We start from the raw sequence: 17001 nt of genomic DNA, 5'->3' as shown, positions 1-17001 counted from the left end.
CCCTCCGTTTTTGTTTATTATCATTGCGGCCTGCTTTCCTCATAAAGGTGGCAGGCTACAGAATGACCTTTCTCAACCTCCGCGAAAATCGGGATGGTCGTTTCGCAGATATCCATTTTAAATGGACAGCGTGTATGGAAACGACATCCGCTCGGCGGATTTGCGGGACTAGGAACATCCCCTTGGATCTCAACTTCTTCCCTCTCGAAAGCCGGATCCGGAACAGGCACTGCTGTAAGCAATGCCTGTGTATATGGATGCAGAGGCTTTTCGTAAAGGTCTTCGGTATCAGCCATTTCGGCCATGTTACCGAGGTACATTACTCCAACACGATCACTGATATGGCGGACCACACCGAGATCATGGGCAATGAATATATAAGTCAGTTTCAGCTCTTTCTGAAGATCTTGCATCAAGTTAAGCACCTGTGCCTGAATCGATACATCGAGCGCTGAAACGGGCTCATCAGCAATAATGAGTTTAGGGTTTGTCATCAGCGCCCGGGCAATGCCGATTCGCTGCCGCTGCCCGCCGCTGAATTGGTGCGGGTAGCGTTTTGCGTGATAGCTGCTTAGTCCTACAATTTCAAGGAATTCATGGACTTTCTGTTTTCTTTCTTTTGGGTCTCCGATATTATGGACATTTAATGGTTCCATTAATATCTTTTCAATCGTATGACGAGGATTCAATGAAGCATAAGGATCTTGGAACACCATTTGAATATCCCGTCTGGCCTTGCGCATTTCGTTATTCGAAAGCGAAGTGAGCTCCTGCCCGTCGAAGGTTACTTTTCCTTCAGTCGGTTCAAGCAGCCTCATCAGCATACGGCCGGTAGTGGATTTGCCGCATCCCGATTCCCCGACAATACCAAGCGTTTCCCCTTCTTTTACAGAAAACGAAATATCATCCACCGCTTTGACGTGATTGCTCACTCTGCCGAAAATACCTGATTTAATTGGAAAATACTTTTTCAGGCCTTCAACTTTTAACAATTGTTCGGTCATGCTTTTCTGCCTCCTTCGGATCAAATAGGAAGCACCGGGTCTGATGCTCTTCAGTTGTCTGGTATAGCGGCGGAGTTTCCTCTACGCAGCGGTCGAAAGCGAATTCACATCTCGGAGCAAAACGGCAGCCGGTTTTAATTGAACCCGGCTTTGGTACATTGCCGGGAATCGAATAAAGCCGTTCTTTTTTGAATCTCATGTCAGGCACGGATTCCAGAAGCCCCCGCGTATATGGATGCTGAGGATCCTTGAATATAGCATCGACCGGACCTTCTTCAACCACTTTTCCGGCATACATAACCACGACTCTTTCACACGTTTCTGCAACGACACCGAGATCGTGCGTAATCAGCAGCACTGCCGTGTTTAGCTCTTTATTCAGGTTTTTGATCAGCTTCAGAATTTGAGCCTGGATTGTTACATCGAGCGCAGTTGTCGGTTCATCTGCAATCAACACTTTCGGGTCACAAAGCAGCGCCATGGCGATCATGACACGCTGTCTCATCCCACCGGATAATTGATGGGGATGTTCTTTCATCAAACCTTCCGGACGCGGCAGCCCGACCAATCTCATCATTTCAACTGCGCGATTGTAAATCTGCTTTTTCGACCAGTCCTTCTTATGGATTTTGACTGCTTCCTGCAATTGGTTGCCGATAGTGAACAACGGATTTAATGATGTCATCGGCTCCTGGAATATCATTGCTATATCATTGCCCCGGATTTCGCGCATTTTCTTCTCGGGCAGTTTCGTTAAATCCTGATCTTCAAATAAGATTTCGCCATTGGTGATTTTTCCGGGAGGGCTTGGCACCAAACCCATAATCGACAAGGAAGTTACACTCTTTCCGCATCCTGATTCCCCAACAATCCCCAGCACTTCCCCTTCACGGATGTGAAAGTCAACATTGTCGACAGCTGGAACCTCGCCGTCATCTGTGAAAAAGGTAGTCTGCAAACCTTTTACTTCTAAAATCTTCTCTCTTTCTAACATGTAGCCACCCCTTTTACACAAAAATAAATCTGAATATTTTATTTCTTTTAATTATACGTAAATTCAAACTATATGCAATAGTTCTTTTTATAGGGCTAGCTGATAAGTTTTTATGAATGAAAAAAAGCCAGCCGAATAATTTCTCGGCTGGCTTTCGAAAAACACCTATATTATGGAAGAGAATTGTTTTTATTTGAAATGCTGAACCTGGAAAAGGTTATAGTAGACCCCTTTTTGCTTCATCAATTCGTCATGCGTGCCTTGTTCAGCAAGATTACCATGGTCGATGACAAGAATTTGATCGGCATGGGTGATGGTGGACAGTCTATGGGCCACAATTAATGTTGTTCTGTCATGTGCCAGGCGCTCCAGTGAGTCTTGGATCAGCGCTTCACTTTCCAAGTCAAGAGCGGAAGTTGCTTCATCCAGAATCAGCATCGGCGGATTTTTCAGGAATACACGCGCGATGGCAATGCGCTGTTTCTGCCCTCCTGATAATTTCACGCCGCGTTCCCCGACTTTCGTGTCATAGCCTTCCGGCAGCATCTCAATGAAAGCATGGGCGTTGGCAGCTTTTGCAGCCGCCTCGACTTCTGCATCAGTAGCATCCGGTTTCCCCATCAGGATATTTGCTTTGACCGAATCACTGAATAGGATGGAGTCCTGCAGCACGAGACCAATCTGGTCACGCAGTGTATGGATACTGACATCCTTCAGATTATGATCATCCATATAGATGCCGCCTTCTGTTACATCGTAGAAACGGGGAATCAACGACACAATCGTCGATTTCCCGCCCCCGCTCATACCCACCAGCGCGACAGTTTCACCCGGTTTCACGGTGAAGCTCATATTGGACAGAACTTCTGAACCGCCATCATTATAATGGAAGGAAACGTTGCGGAATTCCAGTTTGCCATCGACCACTTTCAAATCACGCGCACCTTTTTTATCTGTAACGTCGTAATCTTCATCAACCAGTTCAAACACCCGGTCCATCGACGCTAAAGACTGGACAAGCGTCGTGGAAGAATTGACAAGACGGCGCAGCGGATTGTAAAGACGTTCGATATAGGCGATGAACGCCACCATCGTACCCAGTGTCAAATCACCTTGGATAACCTGGTAACCTGCATAGCCGATGACCAGTAAAGGTGCGACATCAGTGATTGTATTGACGACGGCAAAAGCCTTCGCATTCCACTTCGTATGGTCGATTGCCTTGTCCAGAAATTGATCATTGGTGTCATTGAATATTTTCTGTTCGTGTTTCTCAAGAGCAAAGCTTTTGATGATGCTCATCCCCTGGACACGTTCATGCAGATAGCTTTGGACATTTGCCAGTGCCTGGGAACGTTCACGAGTCAAATCACGCAGGCGCCCAAAGAAATACTTGACGCTAAGCGCATAAAACGGGAATGCCAATAATGCAACAATAGTAAGTGAAACGTCCATCGACAGCATAATACCGATTGCTATCAGAATCGTTGCGAGATCAAGCCAGACATTCATCAGCCCGATCATTACGAAATTTTTCGTCTGTTCCACATCGTTGATGACGCGTGAGATGATTTCTCCCGCGCGTGTATTGGCATAATATCTGAGGCTTAACCGTTGAAGGTGTCCGTAAAGATATCCACGGATGTCATAGAGGATTTTATTGCTTACATACTGTGCATAGTACTGACGGAAATATTCAATCGGCGGACGCAGCAGAAAGAATACAATCGCCGTTCCTCCTAGCCAAAGATAAAGCTGCTCCAGTTTTTCCTGGCTCGACAGGGCTTCCGCTCCGATAATATCATCGATGACGATTTTGATCAGCAATGGGATGAAAAGCGGTATCGCGAATTTAAAAATACCGATAAGGATTGTCAACGCTATTTGCCAATAATATGGCTTTACAAAATACATGTATCGTTTCATACTGCTCAAATCTTTCACTCCAATCTTTCTTCAAAATGAAAAACCTGTTGGCTGGCAACAGGTTTTCATTTTATCAACGAATCCGGTTTTGTCTGTGAAATTCGTACCGGTCCGTCCATACTTCGATGAAGTCCTGAGCAAATGGGCCTCTGCGTTGCTTAATCCAGCCTATCAGCTTTTCGACATTGCGATAAAGAATCTGGTCGATCACTTCAGGATAACCCATTTGCCTTTTATGGTCTTCATATTCGTCTTCATCCAATAATGTGTAAGACATGTCCGGAAACACTTTTACATCCAGGTCGTAATCGATGTATTTCAAGGAACCATTATTATATACAAATGGAGAACTGATATTGCAATAATAATAGACCCCGTCATCACGAAGCATACAAATAATATTGAACCAATGCTCCGCATGAAAATAACAAATCGACGGTTCACGTGTCAGCCACGTCCTGCCATCCGATTCGGTTACCAGGGTCCGTTCATTTGCACCGATCACTATGTTATTCGTACCTTTCAAAACAGTTGTTTCCTGCCAGACACGGTGGATTCGGCCGTTGTGCTTGTAACTGTGGATTTGTATCGTTTCTCCCTCTGCGGGAATCGCCATGTCCATCCCACCTTCTCGTCTAAGCCCTTATATTATCTGCTATTTCAATATTATATCAATCAATTCTGAAAACATACAGTAATACGGCGAGAAAGGCAAAAAATTACATTACGACAGAGCGGCCGCCGTCTACAATAATAGTCTGGCCGCGGATCATATCCGAATCGTCGGAAATGAGGAACATGGCTGTTTTAACCATATCTTCAATTTCGACCATGCGCCCTGCCGGTGTGTTGACACGTGCGTCATTCAGCAGATCTTCCCGGTTCGGGAAATGTTTCAAGGCTTCAGTATCCAGTGCACCGCCGGAAACGGTATTTACCGAAATCCCTTTAGGCGCAAGTTCAACCGCCAAATAACGGGTAATTGACTCGACCGCCGCTTTTGAAACACCGATGGTCGTATAGTTTTCAAGGTATCGGATTGATCCAAGTGAACTGATGCCTACGATTTTGCCGCCTTTATCCATCAGTTTTGCAGCTTCCTGCGCACCGAACAGCATTGCTTTGGCATTGATGTTCATCGTCCAGTCCCAATGGGATTCTTCCAGTTCCATAATCGGACGGAGTACACCTGACGCGGCATTGGATACAAATACATCCAATCTGCCGAATTCCTCTTTGATCGTTTCGAACATGCCGCGCAATTTTTCAACATCTCCGACATTTGCTCTGACCAGCAGAGCTTTGCGGCCTCTTGCTTCAACTTCTTTTACCGTGTCCAGCGCCGCTGTTTTGCTGCGGGCATAATTGACAACAATATCGTATCCTTCTTCAGCCAATGCGATTGCCATCGCTTTGCCAAGCCCTCTGCTGCTTCCTGTTACCAATGCCACTTTTTGTTCAGCCATCTTCATACATCTCCTCTGCTTTTTAAAGCTGTTTTCATTTTTTGAACCGGTCCCGCTATCGGCAGCAATTCCATTTCCGCCGCATTAACCCATTTCATATTTTCAGGTATCTGCAAATCTTTACCTTCGGCGATAAAGCCGTCCACATTCCATGTTAAATGAGAGAAGACATGTTTGAAAGAAGTAATTTTTTCAGCATTTTCGACAGTCCCTTTAAATTGTTCGGACAAGAGTTCTTCGACTTCTGCAGTTTCTGTGCTTGCCGGAAGCTCTGCCATAGGGAATTGCCACATATTCGCCAGCAGGCCTTTTGATGGCCGTTTCTCCATCAACAAAGATTCTCCGCTCCGAATTGCCACCATTGCATAATCGACCGCTTTACCCGCTTTCGCTTTTGTTTTGACAGGCAGCTCATTCTGCCGGCCTTCGTGGAATGCTGCACAATGTTCGCGTACAGGACACAGCAGGCATTTGGGAGAAGTCGGAGTACAAATCAGCGCACCAAGTTCCATCAGCCCTTGATTGAATGCGGAAGGATCTTCATGGCTGATCAATTCGGTGACCGCTTCTTCGAAAACTTTGCGGGTTTTTGGTTTTGCAATATCTTCATCTATCAATAAGATTCGTGACAATACCCGCATAACGTTGCCATCGACAGCGTGCTCCGGGAGACCGTATGCGATACTGAGTACCGCGCCGGCTGTATAGGGGCCGACGCCTTTCAATGCCGATATTTCCTTGCGGCTGTCCGGCACTTTGCCGCCGTATTTTTCAGCCACTTCCTTGACGCCCGCCTGCAGATTGCGCGCCCGTGAATAATAACCGAGACCTTCCCATTGCTTCAGCAGAATTTCCTCATCAGCATTCGCCAGATCGCGCAAAGTGGGAAACCTTTCGACAAAGCGTTTATAATAAGGAATCACTGTGTCGACACGTGTCTGCTGCAGCATAATTTCTGATATCCATATTTGATAGGGATCTGCAGTACGTCTCCACGGCAGGTCCCTTTTTTCTTCATGAAACCAATTGACCAAGTCATTTTGAAACTGCTTTTTTTCAATATTAATGGTGAAACCCTCCATTGATTCTAGATTATTTCATTAAATTTAAGGGTATGTAATGAGTAGCAGAGACGGATTTTAAAATACATTGCCGTCACTAAGCAAATTATTTAAAGGGGGATGAGACGATGGATACAGGCACACATCTCGTCATGGGCATCGCACTCGGCGGCCTTGCAATGGCGGACCCAGCAGTAGCAAATGATGCGACAACTATGACAGCAGTCATCGCCGGCACCATCATCGGCTCGCAAATCCCGGATGTTGATACGGTACTCAAATTGCGGGATAACGCTGTTTATATACGGCACCACCGAGGAGCCACCCATTCAATTCCGGCTGTTTTAGTCTGGCCGCTTTTATTGTCCGGCGCTCTATGGTTCATTTTTCCAGAAGTGAACTTGCTTCATCTTTGGCTCTGGACTTTTCTAGCAGTTGTTCTGCATGTTTTTGTCGATATTTTCAATTCATATGGCACACAGGCATTAAGGCCGTTTTCCAATAAGTGGGTCGCCTTAGGTGTTATAAACACATTTGACCCGATTATTTTCGGCGCACACGTCATCGCTTTGATGATTTGGGCATTCGGCGCTGATCCGGTATGGACAATCAGCATTCTGTATATCGTGCTCGTGTTTTATTATATCTCCCGCTTTGCATTGCAATCTGCCATCAAGCACGCTATCCGGAACACACTTCCGGGAGCTACGGAAATATTCGTGGCACCGACGATGCGATTTTTCCACTGGCGCATTGCAGCGGACACTGATAAGCACCATTACGTTGGGCGTGCTTATGGACGCACTATCAATTTTTATGACAAGTTCCCGAAAAAACCGATGCCTGATAACGAATTGATCCAAACTGCTTTAAAGGATAAGAACCTCTCAGCATTTGTATCATTCTCCCCGCTTTACCGTTGGGAAATCAATCAATACGGCGAAATTTTGGAAGTAAGGCTGATTGATCTCCGTTACCGCAGCAATGATTATTATCCTTTTGTGGCGGTTGCCCACCTGGATGAGGATTACAACATCCTCAATTCTTACACCGGCTGGATTTTCAGTGAAGACAAGCTTCGCAAAAAATTGGATTTCAGCCACAACTGAGGAAAAGCGCAAGCGCCCGTTAAGCTCTGAAAGGCATAAGACAGATCAGCGAAGAGATGAGCCAAATGAAATTTGGAAAATCTCTTTGCGACGAAGCTAGCGCAGCGATGCAGGAGCAGAGGGTTTGAAAAGCGTTCTTTGCCACGGCAGCTGAGTTGGCTTATGATCCGAAGAGCTGGGCCGCTGGAGGCTGGACAGGGATTCACTTCTTTTAAAAGTTTCACAAACATAAGACGTGTTTACTTTTTTCTGTAACTCTAACCACAAAACGCACACTCCAGAGTGTGCGTTTTTTTGATGGACTTGCGTCAATCGAAACAGCTTTTGAATCTATGCTCAGTCTTTCAGCAAGTGTGCATATTTCGGATTGCCCGCTGCAAATTCGTGAATGTTCTCGCCGTAGCTGTCGATCCACTGGCGTACAACTTTTTCCACCACTTCGGTACCTTGATAATCATAGCCTGCTTTTGCATAGGATGATTCAAAATCCGAAGCAAGCAGTTCAATCCAGGTACGTGCTTTATCTTCTGTAATATTCGGGTTTTTCTCTTGCAGTTCAATTGTTAATTGTTCGATTACTTCTTTCATCGCTTTACTTCCCTTCTTTTAATGGGCGCAGCATGGAAATTGGCAAAGCCTCTGTGAACTTGTCGCTCCCAAGGCGATAGCCCCATGCAAAGCGCCCCTTCAGATAATCGATTTGGAAATAGACATTGGGATCTCCCTCAATGCGGTAGACTTCCCCTTTTTTGAAATCTTCCGGTTCGAGCAAATAAGAAGCTGCCATAATGGCTTTACGCTCCAAAACCGCGAACTCATTGATGATGCCAAGTTGTTCGGCTTTGCGGGCTTTTTCTTTCAAGCGCGCAATTTCTGTGCGCAACTCCTGTTCATTCATCTGGCTGTAACGTTTATCTTCACTCATCTTCGTTCTCCTTTTTCTCCAAGTATTCGTTGATGACTTCAGCAGGAAAACCTTTTTGGTATAAGCCTTGCTTCACTTTCGATTTCAGGTCATAGCCGGTCAATTTGCTGCTGTATTTACGCCAAAGCTTGTCGCCTTGGGCTGCCACAATATCCGTCCATTGATCTTCGTCTTTTTCCAGATCCAAATCCGCGATTGCCAGCTTGATCACTGAATACGAATAACCTTTACGAAGTAAGGTATCACTGATTTTCTGTTCAATCTGCCTCGGTGTCTTCGTCTTTTCTTTGTCTGCGATTTTTTCTGCCAGACCTTTGGCAAGTTCCACTTGCTCTTCTTCTGAATAGGAAGCGAGAACATCTTTTTGCACCTGTTTATCAATCCCTTTCTTTTGCATATCCTGTTGGATCGCTTTCGGCCCTTTTTTGGATGATCTCATCTGTGTCCGCATCAGGGCTTCCGAAAAAGCGCGGTCATCAAGAAAGTTCAGTTTATATAATTTTTTAATCGCTTCATCTATTACAGCTTCCCCAAATTCTTTGTCTTTCAGTTTCTGGCGCACTTCACTTTCGCTGCGCATTCTGAAACTCAAAAAATCCATGGATTTATTGAAGGCTTTGCGGATTTCATCTTCGAAATTCATTTCTTCGATGGTCCACTGGTCCAGCTCTTTGCCTTTGGTCAATTGATATCTGACAAGCACCGTTTCATCGACACTGAAAGCAAACTTTTCCTCCAGAAAAATATTATAGCGTTCCGGATTGTTTTTTCCCTGTGTGATTTTTGTAATTATGGGCAACGCGCGGCACCTCTCTTCCCTTCTAAGTATAACCTTTTAAGGGCTTAAATGCATCGATTCAGGGTACTATATAGGAAATGGAGGCGATAATGCATGAAGATTGCAATCACTGGAGGTACCGGTTTTGCCGGCAATGAAATGACTAAATTATTCCGTCAGCAGGGACATGAAGTTTTTATCCTGACGAGAAGCCCTAAACCATCTGACAATGGAGTCCATTATGTCGAGTGGCTCACCGAAGGATCTAAGCCTGAGCAAAAACTGGCAGGGGTCGACGCCTTTGTGAATTTGGCAGGTTCCTCCATCAATGATGGCCGATGGGATGATGAACAGAAGAAACTGATTTATAAGAGCCGTGTCGAAGCGACTGATGAAGTGCTGCGCATCATCAAAGAACTGGAACAAAAACCAAAAGTGCTGGTGAATGCAAGCGCCGTTGGTATTTATCCTGCGTCGACGGAAAAATCCTATACAGAGGCATCGACTGAAAAAGGTGATGACTTCCTCGCTAAAACCGTTATCGAATGGGAACGCCTAGCAAATCAAGCAAGAGATGAAGGCGTCCGGGTAGCGCTCGGCCGTTTCGGCATCATTCTGGGAAAAAAAGATGGCGCATTGCCGCTGATGGCATTGCCTTATAAACTTTTTGGCGGCGGCACCGTCGGTTCCGGCCGGCAATGGCTGTCATGGATACACGTTCATGATGTCGCCCGCGCAGTTTTATTCGCCATTGAAACTGAAGATCTTACAGGCCCATTCAATGTCACTGCGCCTTATCCAAAACGCATGAAGGACTTCGGCAAAGAAATCGCACGTGCCTTGGGACGCCCCCATTGGTTCCCAGTGCCGGAATTCGCTTTAAAGGCCGCACTCGGCGATAAGAGCCGCTTAGTATTGGAAGGGCAGCGAGTGCTGCCGGAAGTTCTGCAGCAGCATGGTTTCGAATTTGCTTACCCCGATCTCAGATCAGCTCTGGCTGATATCTATAAATAAGGCTATAATGTAGGGATGACCAAAAGAAGGACGTGTGCACTATGAATGATAAACCAGTAATGGAGACCGGACAGAAATTTCCGTTGACGATCAAAAGGCTTGGCATCAACGGTGAAGGCATCGGTTTTTTTAAACGCAATGTCGTTTTTGTTGCAGGCGCTCTGCCCGGTGAAGAAATCACGGCGCAGATTACAACAGTGAAACGAAATTTTGCCGAAGCCCGCATCGTAAAAATGCGGAAGCCTTCTCCCCACCGCCAAACTCCACCTTGTCCTGTTTACGAAGCATGCGGCGGCTGTCAGCTGCAGCATTTAAAATACGATCAGCAGCTCGTTGAAAAACGGGATCTGGTGGTTCAGGCACTTGAGCGCTATTTAAAAGGCGTCGATGTCAAAATCGAAAAAACGATCGGCATGGAAGATCCATGGTATTACCGCAATAAGAGCCAATTCCAAACACGGCTGAAGGGCTCGAAAGTTATTGCCGGACTGTTTGCTGAAGGCTCTCATCAATTGCTCGATATCGAACAATGCATCGTGCAGCATCCGGATACAACTGTTATCACCAATTCGGTAAAACGAATTCTGGAAGAATTGCGGATTCCGATTTATGACGGCAAAACGATGCAGGGCGTCATCCGGACAATCGTCGTCCGTACCGGAATTGAAACCGGCGAGATTCAATTAGTGCTGGTGACAACACGCTCTAAAATTCCTAAAAAGGAATTATTGCTTGAAAAATTGAAAGACCTGGACGTCAATCTTGTCTCAATCGTCCAAAACATCAATACTGAAAAAACTTCACTCATCTTCGGAGAAGAAACGGTTACTTTATTCGGCAAAGATACCATCCACGAAAAACTCGGCGAGCTTGCGTTCGATCTTTCAGCACGTGCCTTTTTCCAGCTGAATCCGAAGCAGACCGTCAAGTTGTATGATGAAATCAAGCGTGCGGCAGAGTTGACCGGTACAGAAAAAGTTGTCGATGCTTATTGCGGCGTGGGCACAATCGGTTTGTGGCTTGCCGACGGCGCCGGTGAACTTCGTGGTATGGACACCATCCATGACAGCGTTGTGGATGCGAAAGCAAATGCCAAACGGCAAGGCGTCAAAGCGAAATATGTTACCGGAACTGCAGAAAAGTGGCTGGAAGTCTGGAGCAATGAGAATTTTGTACCTGATGTACTTACTGTAGATCCTCCGCGTACCGGACTGGCTGACTCCCTGTTGAAAACGATTCTGAAGGTGAAGCCAAAACGTTTCGTCTATACGTCGTGCAACCCTTCCACACTGGCGAAGGATCTTCAGCAATTGACAAAAATTTACCGAATTGAATACATCCAGCCTGTCGATATGTTCCCACAGACGGCGCAGGTTGAATCTGTCACAAAACTCGTTTTGAAATGAAAAAGAGACTTCCGGTTTGAAATCGGAAGTCTCTTTTTGTGCTTATAATATTCAACTGGCTGCGGGTTTGCTGGTTTTATTGCCGCGCAAAGCGATGATGGTGAAAATGATGAGCAGTATCAAAGCGATCAGCAACAGGAAACTCAGCTCCTCTGTAACTTCAATAAATAATCCGCCAAGTGCCGGGCCTGCGAGACTGCCAATACTGAATGCAATACCGCACAGCAGGTTGCCCGTAGGCAGCAATTCCCGCGGCATGAGATCTGCCATATAGGAAATTCCCAGCGAGAAGGTAGATCCGACGAACATTCCAGCAATGACGAAGAAAGCAAGGGTCACCCAAGCATTTGATTCAAAAAAGCTGGCAGTTCCGAACGCAGCGGCACCACCGAACAGTGCAAGCAGCAAAACTTTTCGCCTGCCGATGCGGTCGCTCAGTTCACCCAGCGGCAATTGAGTCACAATGGCACCGAGCGAAAACGCTGCGAGCATATAGGAAACCATTGCAACATCAATCGATTGCCGCAAAGCATATACAGGATAAATCGCATTTAAAGATGCTTCCAGAAAGCCGTAGCCAAGCGGCGGCAAAAATGCAAACCAGCCGATGACAATGGCTGCTTTAAAACGGCTAAAAGTTCCGCTGGCCGTCATTGCACTTGTAGTTGTTTCAGGAAAATCATTTCTCAGGAAGAAAACCAGCACCCATGCTGTGAGGCATAACAGCCCCGATATGATAAAGGGCAAAGCTTCGAAGATATTCACAAGGGGGACAAATAACGGTCCCGCTCCAAATCCTATACTGAAAGACATGCCATAGATGGCGATGTTTCTGCCCATGCGATTCTGAGCGGATGTACTGGTGATCCAGGTTTGAGTGGAGAAATGCAGCGCCTGATCCCCCACTCCGATCAGGATTCTGAGTATAAACCAGAACAGGACCGACTTCCAAAGCGGAAACAGCAGCAGCGAAAGAATAACCAACCCTCCACCTAAAATGATGATCGGCTTAAAGCCGAATCGGCGTAATTGCGGCTCCATAAAAGGGGCAATTATTAATGTTCCTATGTATAATCCAGTGGCACTAAGCCCATTTAAAGCAGAAGAAACCCCGTCCTGCTCGAAAATAACCGCGATCAGCGGCAACAGCATGCCCTGCGAAAAACCTGATATGGATACAATCGCTACGAGTATCCAGAAACGCCCACTGTCACTACTCAAGTATTTTTTCATGGTGCCTCCTTCCAGTAAGCACGTTCTTTTGTATTTGAATGGAATTCAGATACAATTTTATCATAAGGAGGAGATGAAAGATGAAGTTTTCAATGACTGAACACGGTTTTTCCGGCGATTTGCCTTTTGGTGAACTGTCCGTTTCAACAAATGAAGAACATGGTTTCCGTCCATACCAATTGCTGGTGGCTTCTCTCGCGGTCTGCAGCGCTGGGATAATAAGAAAAGTATTGGAAAAACAGCGCATGCCCGCCGACGATATTCAAGCGGAAGTGAAAGAAATTGTCCGCATCGATGGAGAGGCCGGCCGCGTTTCAAAAGTACATCTGCATTTCCTGATCAAAGGGGAAATCGACGAATCGAAGATGCCTCGTGTGATGGAGTTAACAAGAAAGAATTGTTCGATGGTCCGTTCAGTGGAAAACTCAATCGAAGTGGTTGAAACCTACGAAATCGTATAAACCAATAAAAGCTCAGTCGGCATCTGATAAACAGATCACGGCTGAGCTTTTATGTTTCGTTGTCATTTTCGCTTTTTCTCATAAGACCATTTTTACGGCTTGTGCCGGTGAAATGTTCGAACCCCCTCCTTTTACTCCAAAATAATTGATTGGTTTCGACTATTCATTATGGCCTCCTCTCTATTGATTAACCCTACGTTAACACAGAACTAAAATTATGTAAATATTCAAAATAGAAAAATTATTAAAATCTCTCTTTTTACCTATGTTTAATTGAAATCTATTGATAAATCAGCTACGATAGAAGGCGAAATGAGGTGTACCGTGTGGGAAAATCCATCACAGATAAGGAAAAACAAGTAGTCTATATGAAGCAGCGCTTGAATATGTTTCTGGAAGTTCTGGACTCTATTGAGCCGGAGACAGCTGAACTGGAAGACATTGACCGCCTGATTGCAATGGTTGATGAGCTCGACGGCAAAATGCAGCAATTCAAAAGCCGCCCAACAGATGAACTTTAATATGAAACCCAATCCGTTTCCATCTTTCTGATGGGCGGATTTTTTGTTTAAATAAGAAATCTTAACTCCATTTCCATAAAAAATATGAAACTTAAAAAAAACGCCAGTCATCTTGAAGTTAATATCCAAGATCAACCGGCGTTTTTATTATCGCGCTTAATGATGTCACGGCGTGATTGCATGACTGCATTTATCTGCCCGCCTACCATCAAGAGAATTGCCGATACGTATAACCACAGCATAAGCATGATTACACCCCCGATACCTCCATAGGTAGCTGAATAATTAGCAAAATTATTGATGTAGACCGAAAAACCGAATGATACAGCCAACCAGCCGATTGATGTGAAAGCTGCTCCTGCCAAAACTGACTTGTAGTCCAGTTTCACATTGGGAGCTGCCCAGTAGATTACCGCGGCTACCACAAATATGATCAATGGCGGAATTGTGAAGCGCAGTGTATTCCATGTTTCCAGAAAGCCTTCTTCCAGGCCGAAAAATGAAAAAATGAAAATACCTATTTGGCGGCCGAAAATCGGCAATACCAATGCGATGAGCAAAATGAAAATCATTAACACGGTTGTGATAATGGACATGCCTCTTGCAATCAGAATCGGCCGATTCTCTTCGACGCCGTATGATCTGTTCAAGGATTTTATAAGTGCGTTCATGCCAAGGCTGGCAGACCAAATCGTAGCAATCAGACCGAATGAAAGCAGGCTTCGATTTTCCTGAGTTAAGATTTCGTTCAAGGTTTCTTCGATTAAAAGATAAATTTCCCCTGGCACTACATTTCCCATGAAATCATAGATTTGATTTTCAGCGATATTCAAGTAAGGCAGCAGCGTAATCAGGAAAATAAGCAAGGGAAAAATAGACAACAGGAAAAAGAACGCTAACTGCGCTCCAAGTCCTGTGACATCTACATCATTGATTCTTTTCCATAATTCCTTTAGAAACCCGGAGGTACGGGTGACATCGTAACTGGGCCCGTTCGCCGCCGAACTTTCCTGCGGAAGATCTGATTCGGTTTTCTGGTTTTTTTTCAGGGAATTACTGTTTTTTCCCATATTCCGCATCGCGGTTCGAATTATTGTTTGATGAGCTGCTGTTGTCATCAGTCAATGATGATGAAGCAGATGGGTCATCTTCCTTGAGTGCTGATTTGACATCCTTCGTCGAATCAACAACTGCTTCTTTCGTATCAACGAACGCCTCTTTCGTATCCATAGCCATTTCTTTTACCTGAGGAGTCAATTCTTTCAATTCATTGACTTTATCCCCAACATAAGAAGCGTCATCAGAAACGCGCTCATAAAGATTTTGGAATCTGTTTGCCTGCTGCTGAACTGCAGACTTCAATTCATCTTTATTGCTTGCATAGTATTTCGCGTTCTCAGAAACCTTTTTCGATTTCTGCATTACATCATTGCGGGTATTGCGGTCAAATAGGGAAACAATTACTCCCACTGCCGCCCCTACTAATAGTCCTGTCATCAATTTGTTTTGGCTCATTCTGAATTCCTCCCAAAGAATAGTTTGTTCTAGCGTGTCTTTTGAATTTTTCCCTAATTGCAACATATTTAAACTTATCTCATAAAATTTTAAAAAAGCCTTGACTATAGGCAAGAACTTTCGGAATATTAAATCAACAGGAGGTGTAAAATTATATCAGGAAATAGAATTACATAACTTAGGGGGAAACTTGATGGAAAGATTTGAAGAATTATTGGGCACGATCAGTGGGTATGTTTGGGGAGTCCCTCTCTTAATCCTGATTGTCGGAACAGGAATTTATCTTACAGTACGTCTCGGGGTCCTTCAACTTCGTTTATTGCCTTATGCACTTAAATTAACTTTTTCCAAAAATGTTGATAAAGACTCTAAAGGGGACATTTCTCACTTCCAGGCCCTTTCAACTGCCATGGCAGCCACTGTCGGTACCGGTAATATCGTCGGGGTCGCCACTGCTGTTGTACTCGGTGGTCCAGGAGCAATCTTCTGGATGTGGCTTTCTGCATTCTTCGGGATGGCTACAAAGTACGGGGAAGCGGTTTTGGCTGTTAAATATCGCATTACCGATTCAAAGGGACAGATGGCCGGAGGGCCGATGTATTATTTGGAACATGGTTTGAAGCAGAAATGGCTGGCTGTGCTGTTCGCTATTTTTGGCGCAATCGCCGCGTTCGGAATCGGCAACATGACGCAGTCCAATTCTGTTGCTTCAATTGTTGATGAAACATTCGGTCTGGCTCCATGGGCCACAGGACTCCTCCTTACTGCATTTGCAGGATTAGTAATATTGGGCGGGATTAAGACAATCGGTAAAGTTACCGCATTCTTTGTTCCTTTTATGGTTTTGTTTTATGTTATTGCAGGATTAGTTATTATGGTCATGAATTTCGACTTGATCCCTGCCGCTATCGGCACGATCTTCAGTGCCGCGTTTACAGGTGAAGCTGCTGCCGGCGGAGCAATCGGTGCCGCAATCCGTTATGGTGTTGCCCGCGGGGTATTCTCCAACGAAGCCGGTCTTGGTTCAGCGCCAATCGCTGCTGCTGCAGCCAAAACGGATATGCCTGGCCGTCAGGCACTCGTATCTATGACACAAGTTCTGTTTGATACATTGATCGTTTGTTCGATTACAGGAATTACGATTGTCATGTCCGGTCTGTATACGCAAGAAGGACTTGAAGGCGCGCCTTTGACTAGTGCGGCATTCGGTCAGTATCTTGGCGGAGTAGGTCCTTACATTGTCGCATTCGGTTTGATTTTCTTCGCCTCTTCGACAATTATCGGCTGGTCTTATTACGGCGAGAAATGTTTCCAATATTTATTCAAGAGCCCGAACTTGCTGATTGTATACCGTGTACTATTTGTTGCAGCTGTCTTCCTTGGCGCAACTGCTTCACTTACGGTCGTCTGGACATTCTCTGATGTTATGAACGGTTTAATGGCAGTGCCGAACTTAATCGGTCTTCTTGGCCTGTCAGGTGTAATTGTTTATGAAACGAAGAGAATCGTTGCAAAAGCGAAAGAAGAAAAAATTGAGAAAGCTGAACTTGCACGTTCAGGAAATTGACATTTTTTTTGATAAGTGAAA

Annotated in this window: 18 protein-coding genes; 6 read left to right on the top strand and 12 right to left on the bottom strand. The window is 45.2% G+C overall.

Going from position 1 to position 17001, the window contains the following annotated elements; genetic code table 11:
• Positions 1-20: 20 nt before the first annotated feature.
• From DP120_RS17780 to mutY, 6 genes are all read right to left on the bottom strand, one after another.
• Positions 21-1004, bottom strand: a complete 984-nt coding sequence (locus DP120_RS17780; protein WP_112224972.1) for an ABC transporter ATP-binding protein — start codon at positions 1002-1004, stop codon at positions 21-23.
• Complete coding sequence (locus DP120_RS17775) at positions 979-1998, bottom strand: ABC transporter ATP-binding protein (protein WP_112224971.1); 1020 nt, start codon at positions 1996-1998, stop codon at positions 979-981. The genes DP120_RS17780 and DP120_RS17775 overlap by 26 nt, the downstream gene beginning before the upstream one ends.
• 189 nt (positions 1999-2187) lie before the next feature.
• The gene (locus DP120_RS17770) at positions 2188-3933 is read right to left on the bottom strand and encodes an ABC transporter ATP-binding protein (RefSeq protein WP_112224970.1); all 1746 of its coding nucleotides are present in this window, start codon (positions 3931-3933) and stop codon (positions 2188-2190) included.
• Positions 3934-3997: 64 nt separating this feature from the next.
• Entirely contained in the window at positions 3998-4540 is a 543-nt protein-coding gene (gene ntdP, locus DP120_RS17765; protein ID WP_112224969.1) for a nucleoside tri-diphosphate phosphatase, read from the bottom strand.
• 103 nt (positions 4541-4643) lie between these two features.
• Positions 4644-5390: an enoyl-[acyl-carrier-protein] reductase FabL gene (gene fabL, locus DP120_RS17760; RefSeq protein ID WP_112224968.1), complete on the bottom strand. Its 747-nt coding sequence runs from the start codon at positions 5388-5390 to the stop codon at positions 4644-4646.
• A gap of 2 nt (positions 5391-5392) precedes the next feature.
• Entirely contained in the window at positions 5393-6472 is a 1080-nt protein-coding gene (mutY, locus tag DP120_RS17755; protein WP_112224967.1) for an A/G-specific adenine glycosylase, read from the bottom strand.
• A gap of 107 nt (positions 6473-6579) precedes the next feature.
• On the opposite strand from mutY, the gene DP120_RS17750 reads away from it, so the two are divergent.
• Positions 6580-7560 (top strand): metal-dependent hydrolase, encoded by a 981-nt coding sequence (locus DP120_RS17750; protein ID WP_112224966.1) that lies wholly within the window; start codon positions 6580-6582, stop codon positions 7558-7560.
• Between the two features lie 336 nt (positions 7561-7896).
• On the opposite strand, the gene DP120_RS17745 is transcribed toward DP120_RS17750, so the two are convergent.
• From DP120_RS17745 to recX, 3 genes are read right to left on the bottom strand one after another with little or no spacing between them, the layout of a single operon-like run.
• Complete coding sequence (locus tag DP120_RS17745; RefSeq protein WP_112224965.1) at positions 7897-8148, bottom strand: YfhJ family protein; 252 nt, start codon at positions 8146-8148, stop codon at positions 7897-7899.
• 4 nt (positions 8149-8152) lie between these two features.
• Entirely contained in the window at positions 8153-8485 is a 333-nt protein-coding gene (locus tag DP120_RS17740; RefSeq protein ID WP_112224964.1) for a YfhH family protein, read from the bottom strand.
• Positions 8478-9284, bottom strand: a complete 807-nt coding sequence (gene recX / locus DP120_RS17735) for a recombination regulator RecX (RefSeq protein ID WP_112224963.1) — start codon at positions 9282-9284, stop codon at positions 8478-8480. Before recX ends, DP120_RS17740 begins: the two co-directional genes overlap by 8 nt.
• Positions 9285-9377: 93 nt before the next feature.
• Here recX and DP120_RS17730 point away from each other — a divergent pair, with 93 nt between their 5' ends.
• Positions 9378-10277: a TIGR01777 family oxidoreductase gene (locus DP120_RS17730; protein WP_112224962.1), complete on the top strand. Its 900-nt coding sequence runs from the start codon at positions 9378-9380 to the stop codon at positions 10275-10277.
• Between the two features lie 41 nt (positions 10278-10318).
• The gene (rlmD, locus tag DP120_RS17725; RefSeq protein WP_112224961.1) at positions 10319-11683 is read left to right on the top strand and encodes a 23S rRNA (uracil(1939)-C(5))-methyltransferase RlmD; all 1365 of its coding nucleotides are present in this window, start codon (positions 10319-10321) and stop codon (positions 11681-11683) included.
• Positions 11684-11734: 51 nt separating this feature from the next.
• On the opposite strand, the gene DP120_RS17720 is transcribed toward rlmD, so the two are convergent.
• Positions 11735-12916 carry an MFS transporter gene (locus DP120_RS17720; protein ID WP_205854564.1) on the bottom strand — a complete coding sequence of 394 codons (1182 nt, stop codon included), beginning with the start codon at positions 12914-12916 and terminating at the stop codon, positions 11735-11737.
• An 80-nt stretch (positions 12917-12996) separates the two neighbouring features.
• Between DP120_RS17720 and DP120_RS17715 the strand changes: the two genes are divergently transcribed.
• Positions 12997-13377 carry an OsmC family protein gene (locus DP120_RS17715; protein ID WP_112224960.1) on the top strand — a complete coding sequence of 127 codons (381 nt, stop codon included), beginning with the start codon at positions 12997-12999 and terminating at the stop codon, positions 13375-13377.
• A 326-nt stretch (positions 13378-13703) separates the two neighbouring features.
• Positions 13704-13898, top strand: coding sequence for an SE1561 family protein (locus tag DP120_RS17710; protein WP_112224986.1), 195 nt, complete (start codon positions 13704-13706; stop codon positions 13896-13898).
• A gap of 131 nt (positions 13899-14029) precedes the next feature.
• Here the strand turns inward: DP120_RS17710 and DP120_RS17705 are convergent, their stop codons facing one another.
• Complete coding sequence (locus tag DP120_RS17705; protein ID WP_112224959.1) at positions 14030-14968, bottom strand: YihY/virulence factor BrkB family protein; 939 nt, start codon at positions 14966-14968, stop codon at positions 14030-14032.
• Positions 14952-15413: a YtxH domain-containing protein gene (locus DP120_RS17700; protein ID WP_112224958.1), complete on the bottom strand. Its 462-nt coding sequence runs from the start codon at positions 15411-15413 to the stop codon at positions 14952-14954. Before DP120_RS17700 ends, DP120_RS17705 begins: the two co-directional genes overlap by 17 nt.
• Before the next feature lie 193 nt (positions 15414-15606).
• Between DP120_RS17700 and DP120_RS17695 the strand changes: the two genes are divergently transcribed.
• Positions 15607-16980 (top strand): alanine/glycine:cation symporter family protein, encoded by a 1374-nt coding sequence (locus DP120_RS17695; RefSeq protein WP_112224957.1) that lies wholly within the window; start codon positions 15607-15609, stop codon positions 16978-16980.
• Positions 16981-17001: the final 21 nt, after the last annotated feature.

This window comes from Planococcus halotolerans, from assembly GCF_003289955.1.
GTDB lineage: Bacteria > Bacillota > Bacilli > Bacillales_A > Planococcaceae > Planococcus > Planococcus halotolerans.
Note: the sequence above shows the minus strand (reverse complement) of the source record. Positions and strands in the feature narration are given on the sequence as shown.

Excerpts from the sequence above, each read along its gene's own strand:
- DP120_RS17780 (WP_112224972.1), bottom strand. The coding sequence starts at position 1,004 with ATGACCGAACAATTGTTAAAAGTTGAAGGCCTGAAAAAGTATTTTCCA.
- DP120_RS17775 (WP_112224971.1), bottom strand. The coding sequence starts at position 1,998 with ATGTTAGAAAGAGAGAAGATTTTAGAAGTAAAAGGTTTGCAGACTACC.
- ntdP (WP_112224969.1), bottom strand. The coding sequence starts at position 4,540 with ATGGCGATTCCCGCAGAGGGAGAAACGATACAAATCCACAGTTACAAG.
- fabL (WP_112224968.1), bottom strand. The coding sequence starts at position 5,390 with ATGGCTGAACAAAAAGTGGCATTGGTAACAGGAAGCAGCAGAGGGCTT.
- mutY (WP_112224967.1), bottom strand. The coding sequence starts at position 6,472 with ATGGAGGGTTTCACCATTAATATTGAAAAAAAGCAGTTTCAAAATGAC.
- DP120_RS17750 (WP_112224966.1), top strand. The coding sequence starts at position 6,580 with ATGGATACAGGCACACATCTCGTCATGGGCATCGCACTCGGCGGCCTT.
- DP120_RS17745 (WP_112224965.1), bottom strand. The coding sequence starts at position 8,148 with ATGAAAGAAGTAATCGAACAATTAACAATTGAACTGCAAGAGAAAAAC.
- DP120_RS17740 (WP_112224964.1), bottom strand. The coding sequence starts at position 8,485 with ATGAGTGAAGATAAACGTTACAGCCAGATGAATGAACAGGAGTTGCGC.
- DP120_RS17730 (WP_112224962.1), top strand. The coding sequence starts at position 9,378 with ATGAAGATTGCAATCACTGGAGGTACCGGTTTTGCCGGCAATGAAATG.
- rlmD (WP_112224961.1), top strand. The coding sequence starts at position 10,319 with ATGAATGATAAACCAGTAATGGAGACCGGACAGAAATTTCCGTTGACG.
- DP120_RS17720 (WP_205854564.1), bottom strand. The coding sequence starts at position 12,916 with ATGAAAAAATACTTGAGTAGTGACAGTGGGCGTTTCTGGATACTCGTA.
- DP120_RS17715 (WP_112224960.1), top strand. The coding sequence starts at position 12,997 with ATGAAGTTTTCAATGACTGAACACGGTTTTTCCGGCGATTTGCCTTTT.
- DP120_RS17705 (WP_112224959.1), bottom strand. The coding sequence starts at position 14,968 with ATGGGAAAAAACAGTAATTCCCTGAAAAAAAACCAGAAAACCGAATCA.
- DP120_RS17700 (WP_112224958.1), bottom strand. The coding sequence starts at position 15,413 with ATGAGCCAAAACAAATTGATGACAGGACTATTAGTAGGGGCGGCAGTG.
- DP120_RS17695 (WP_112224957.1), top strand. The coding sequence starts at position 15,607 with ATGGAAAGATTTGAAGAATTATTGGGCACGATCAGTGGGTATGTTTGG.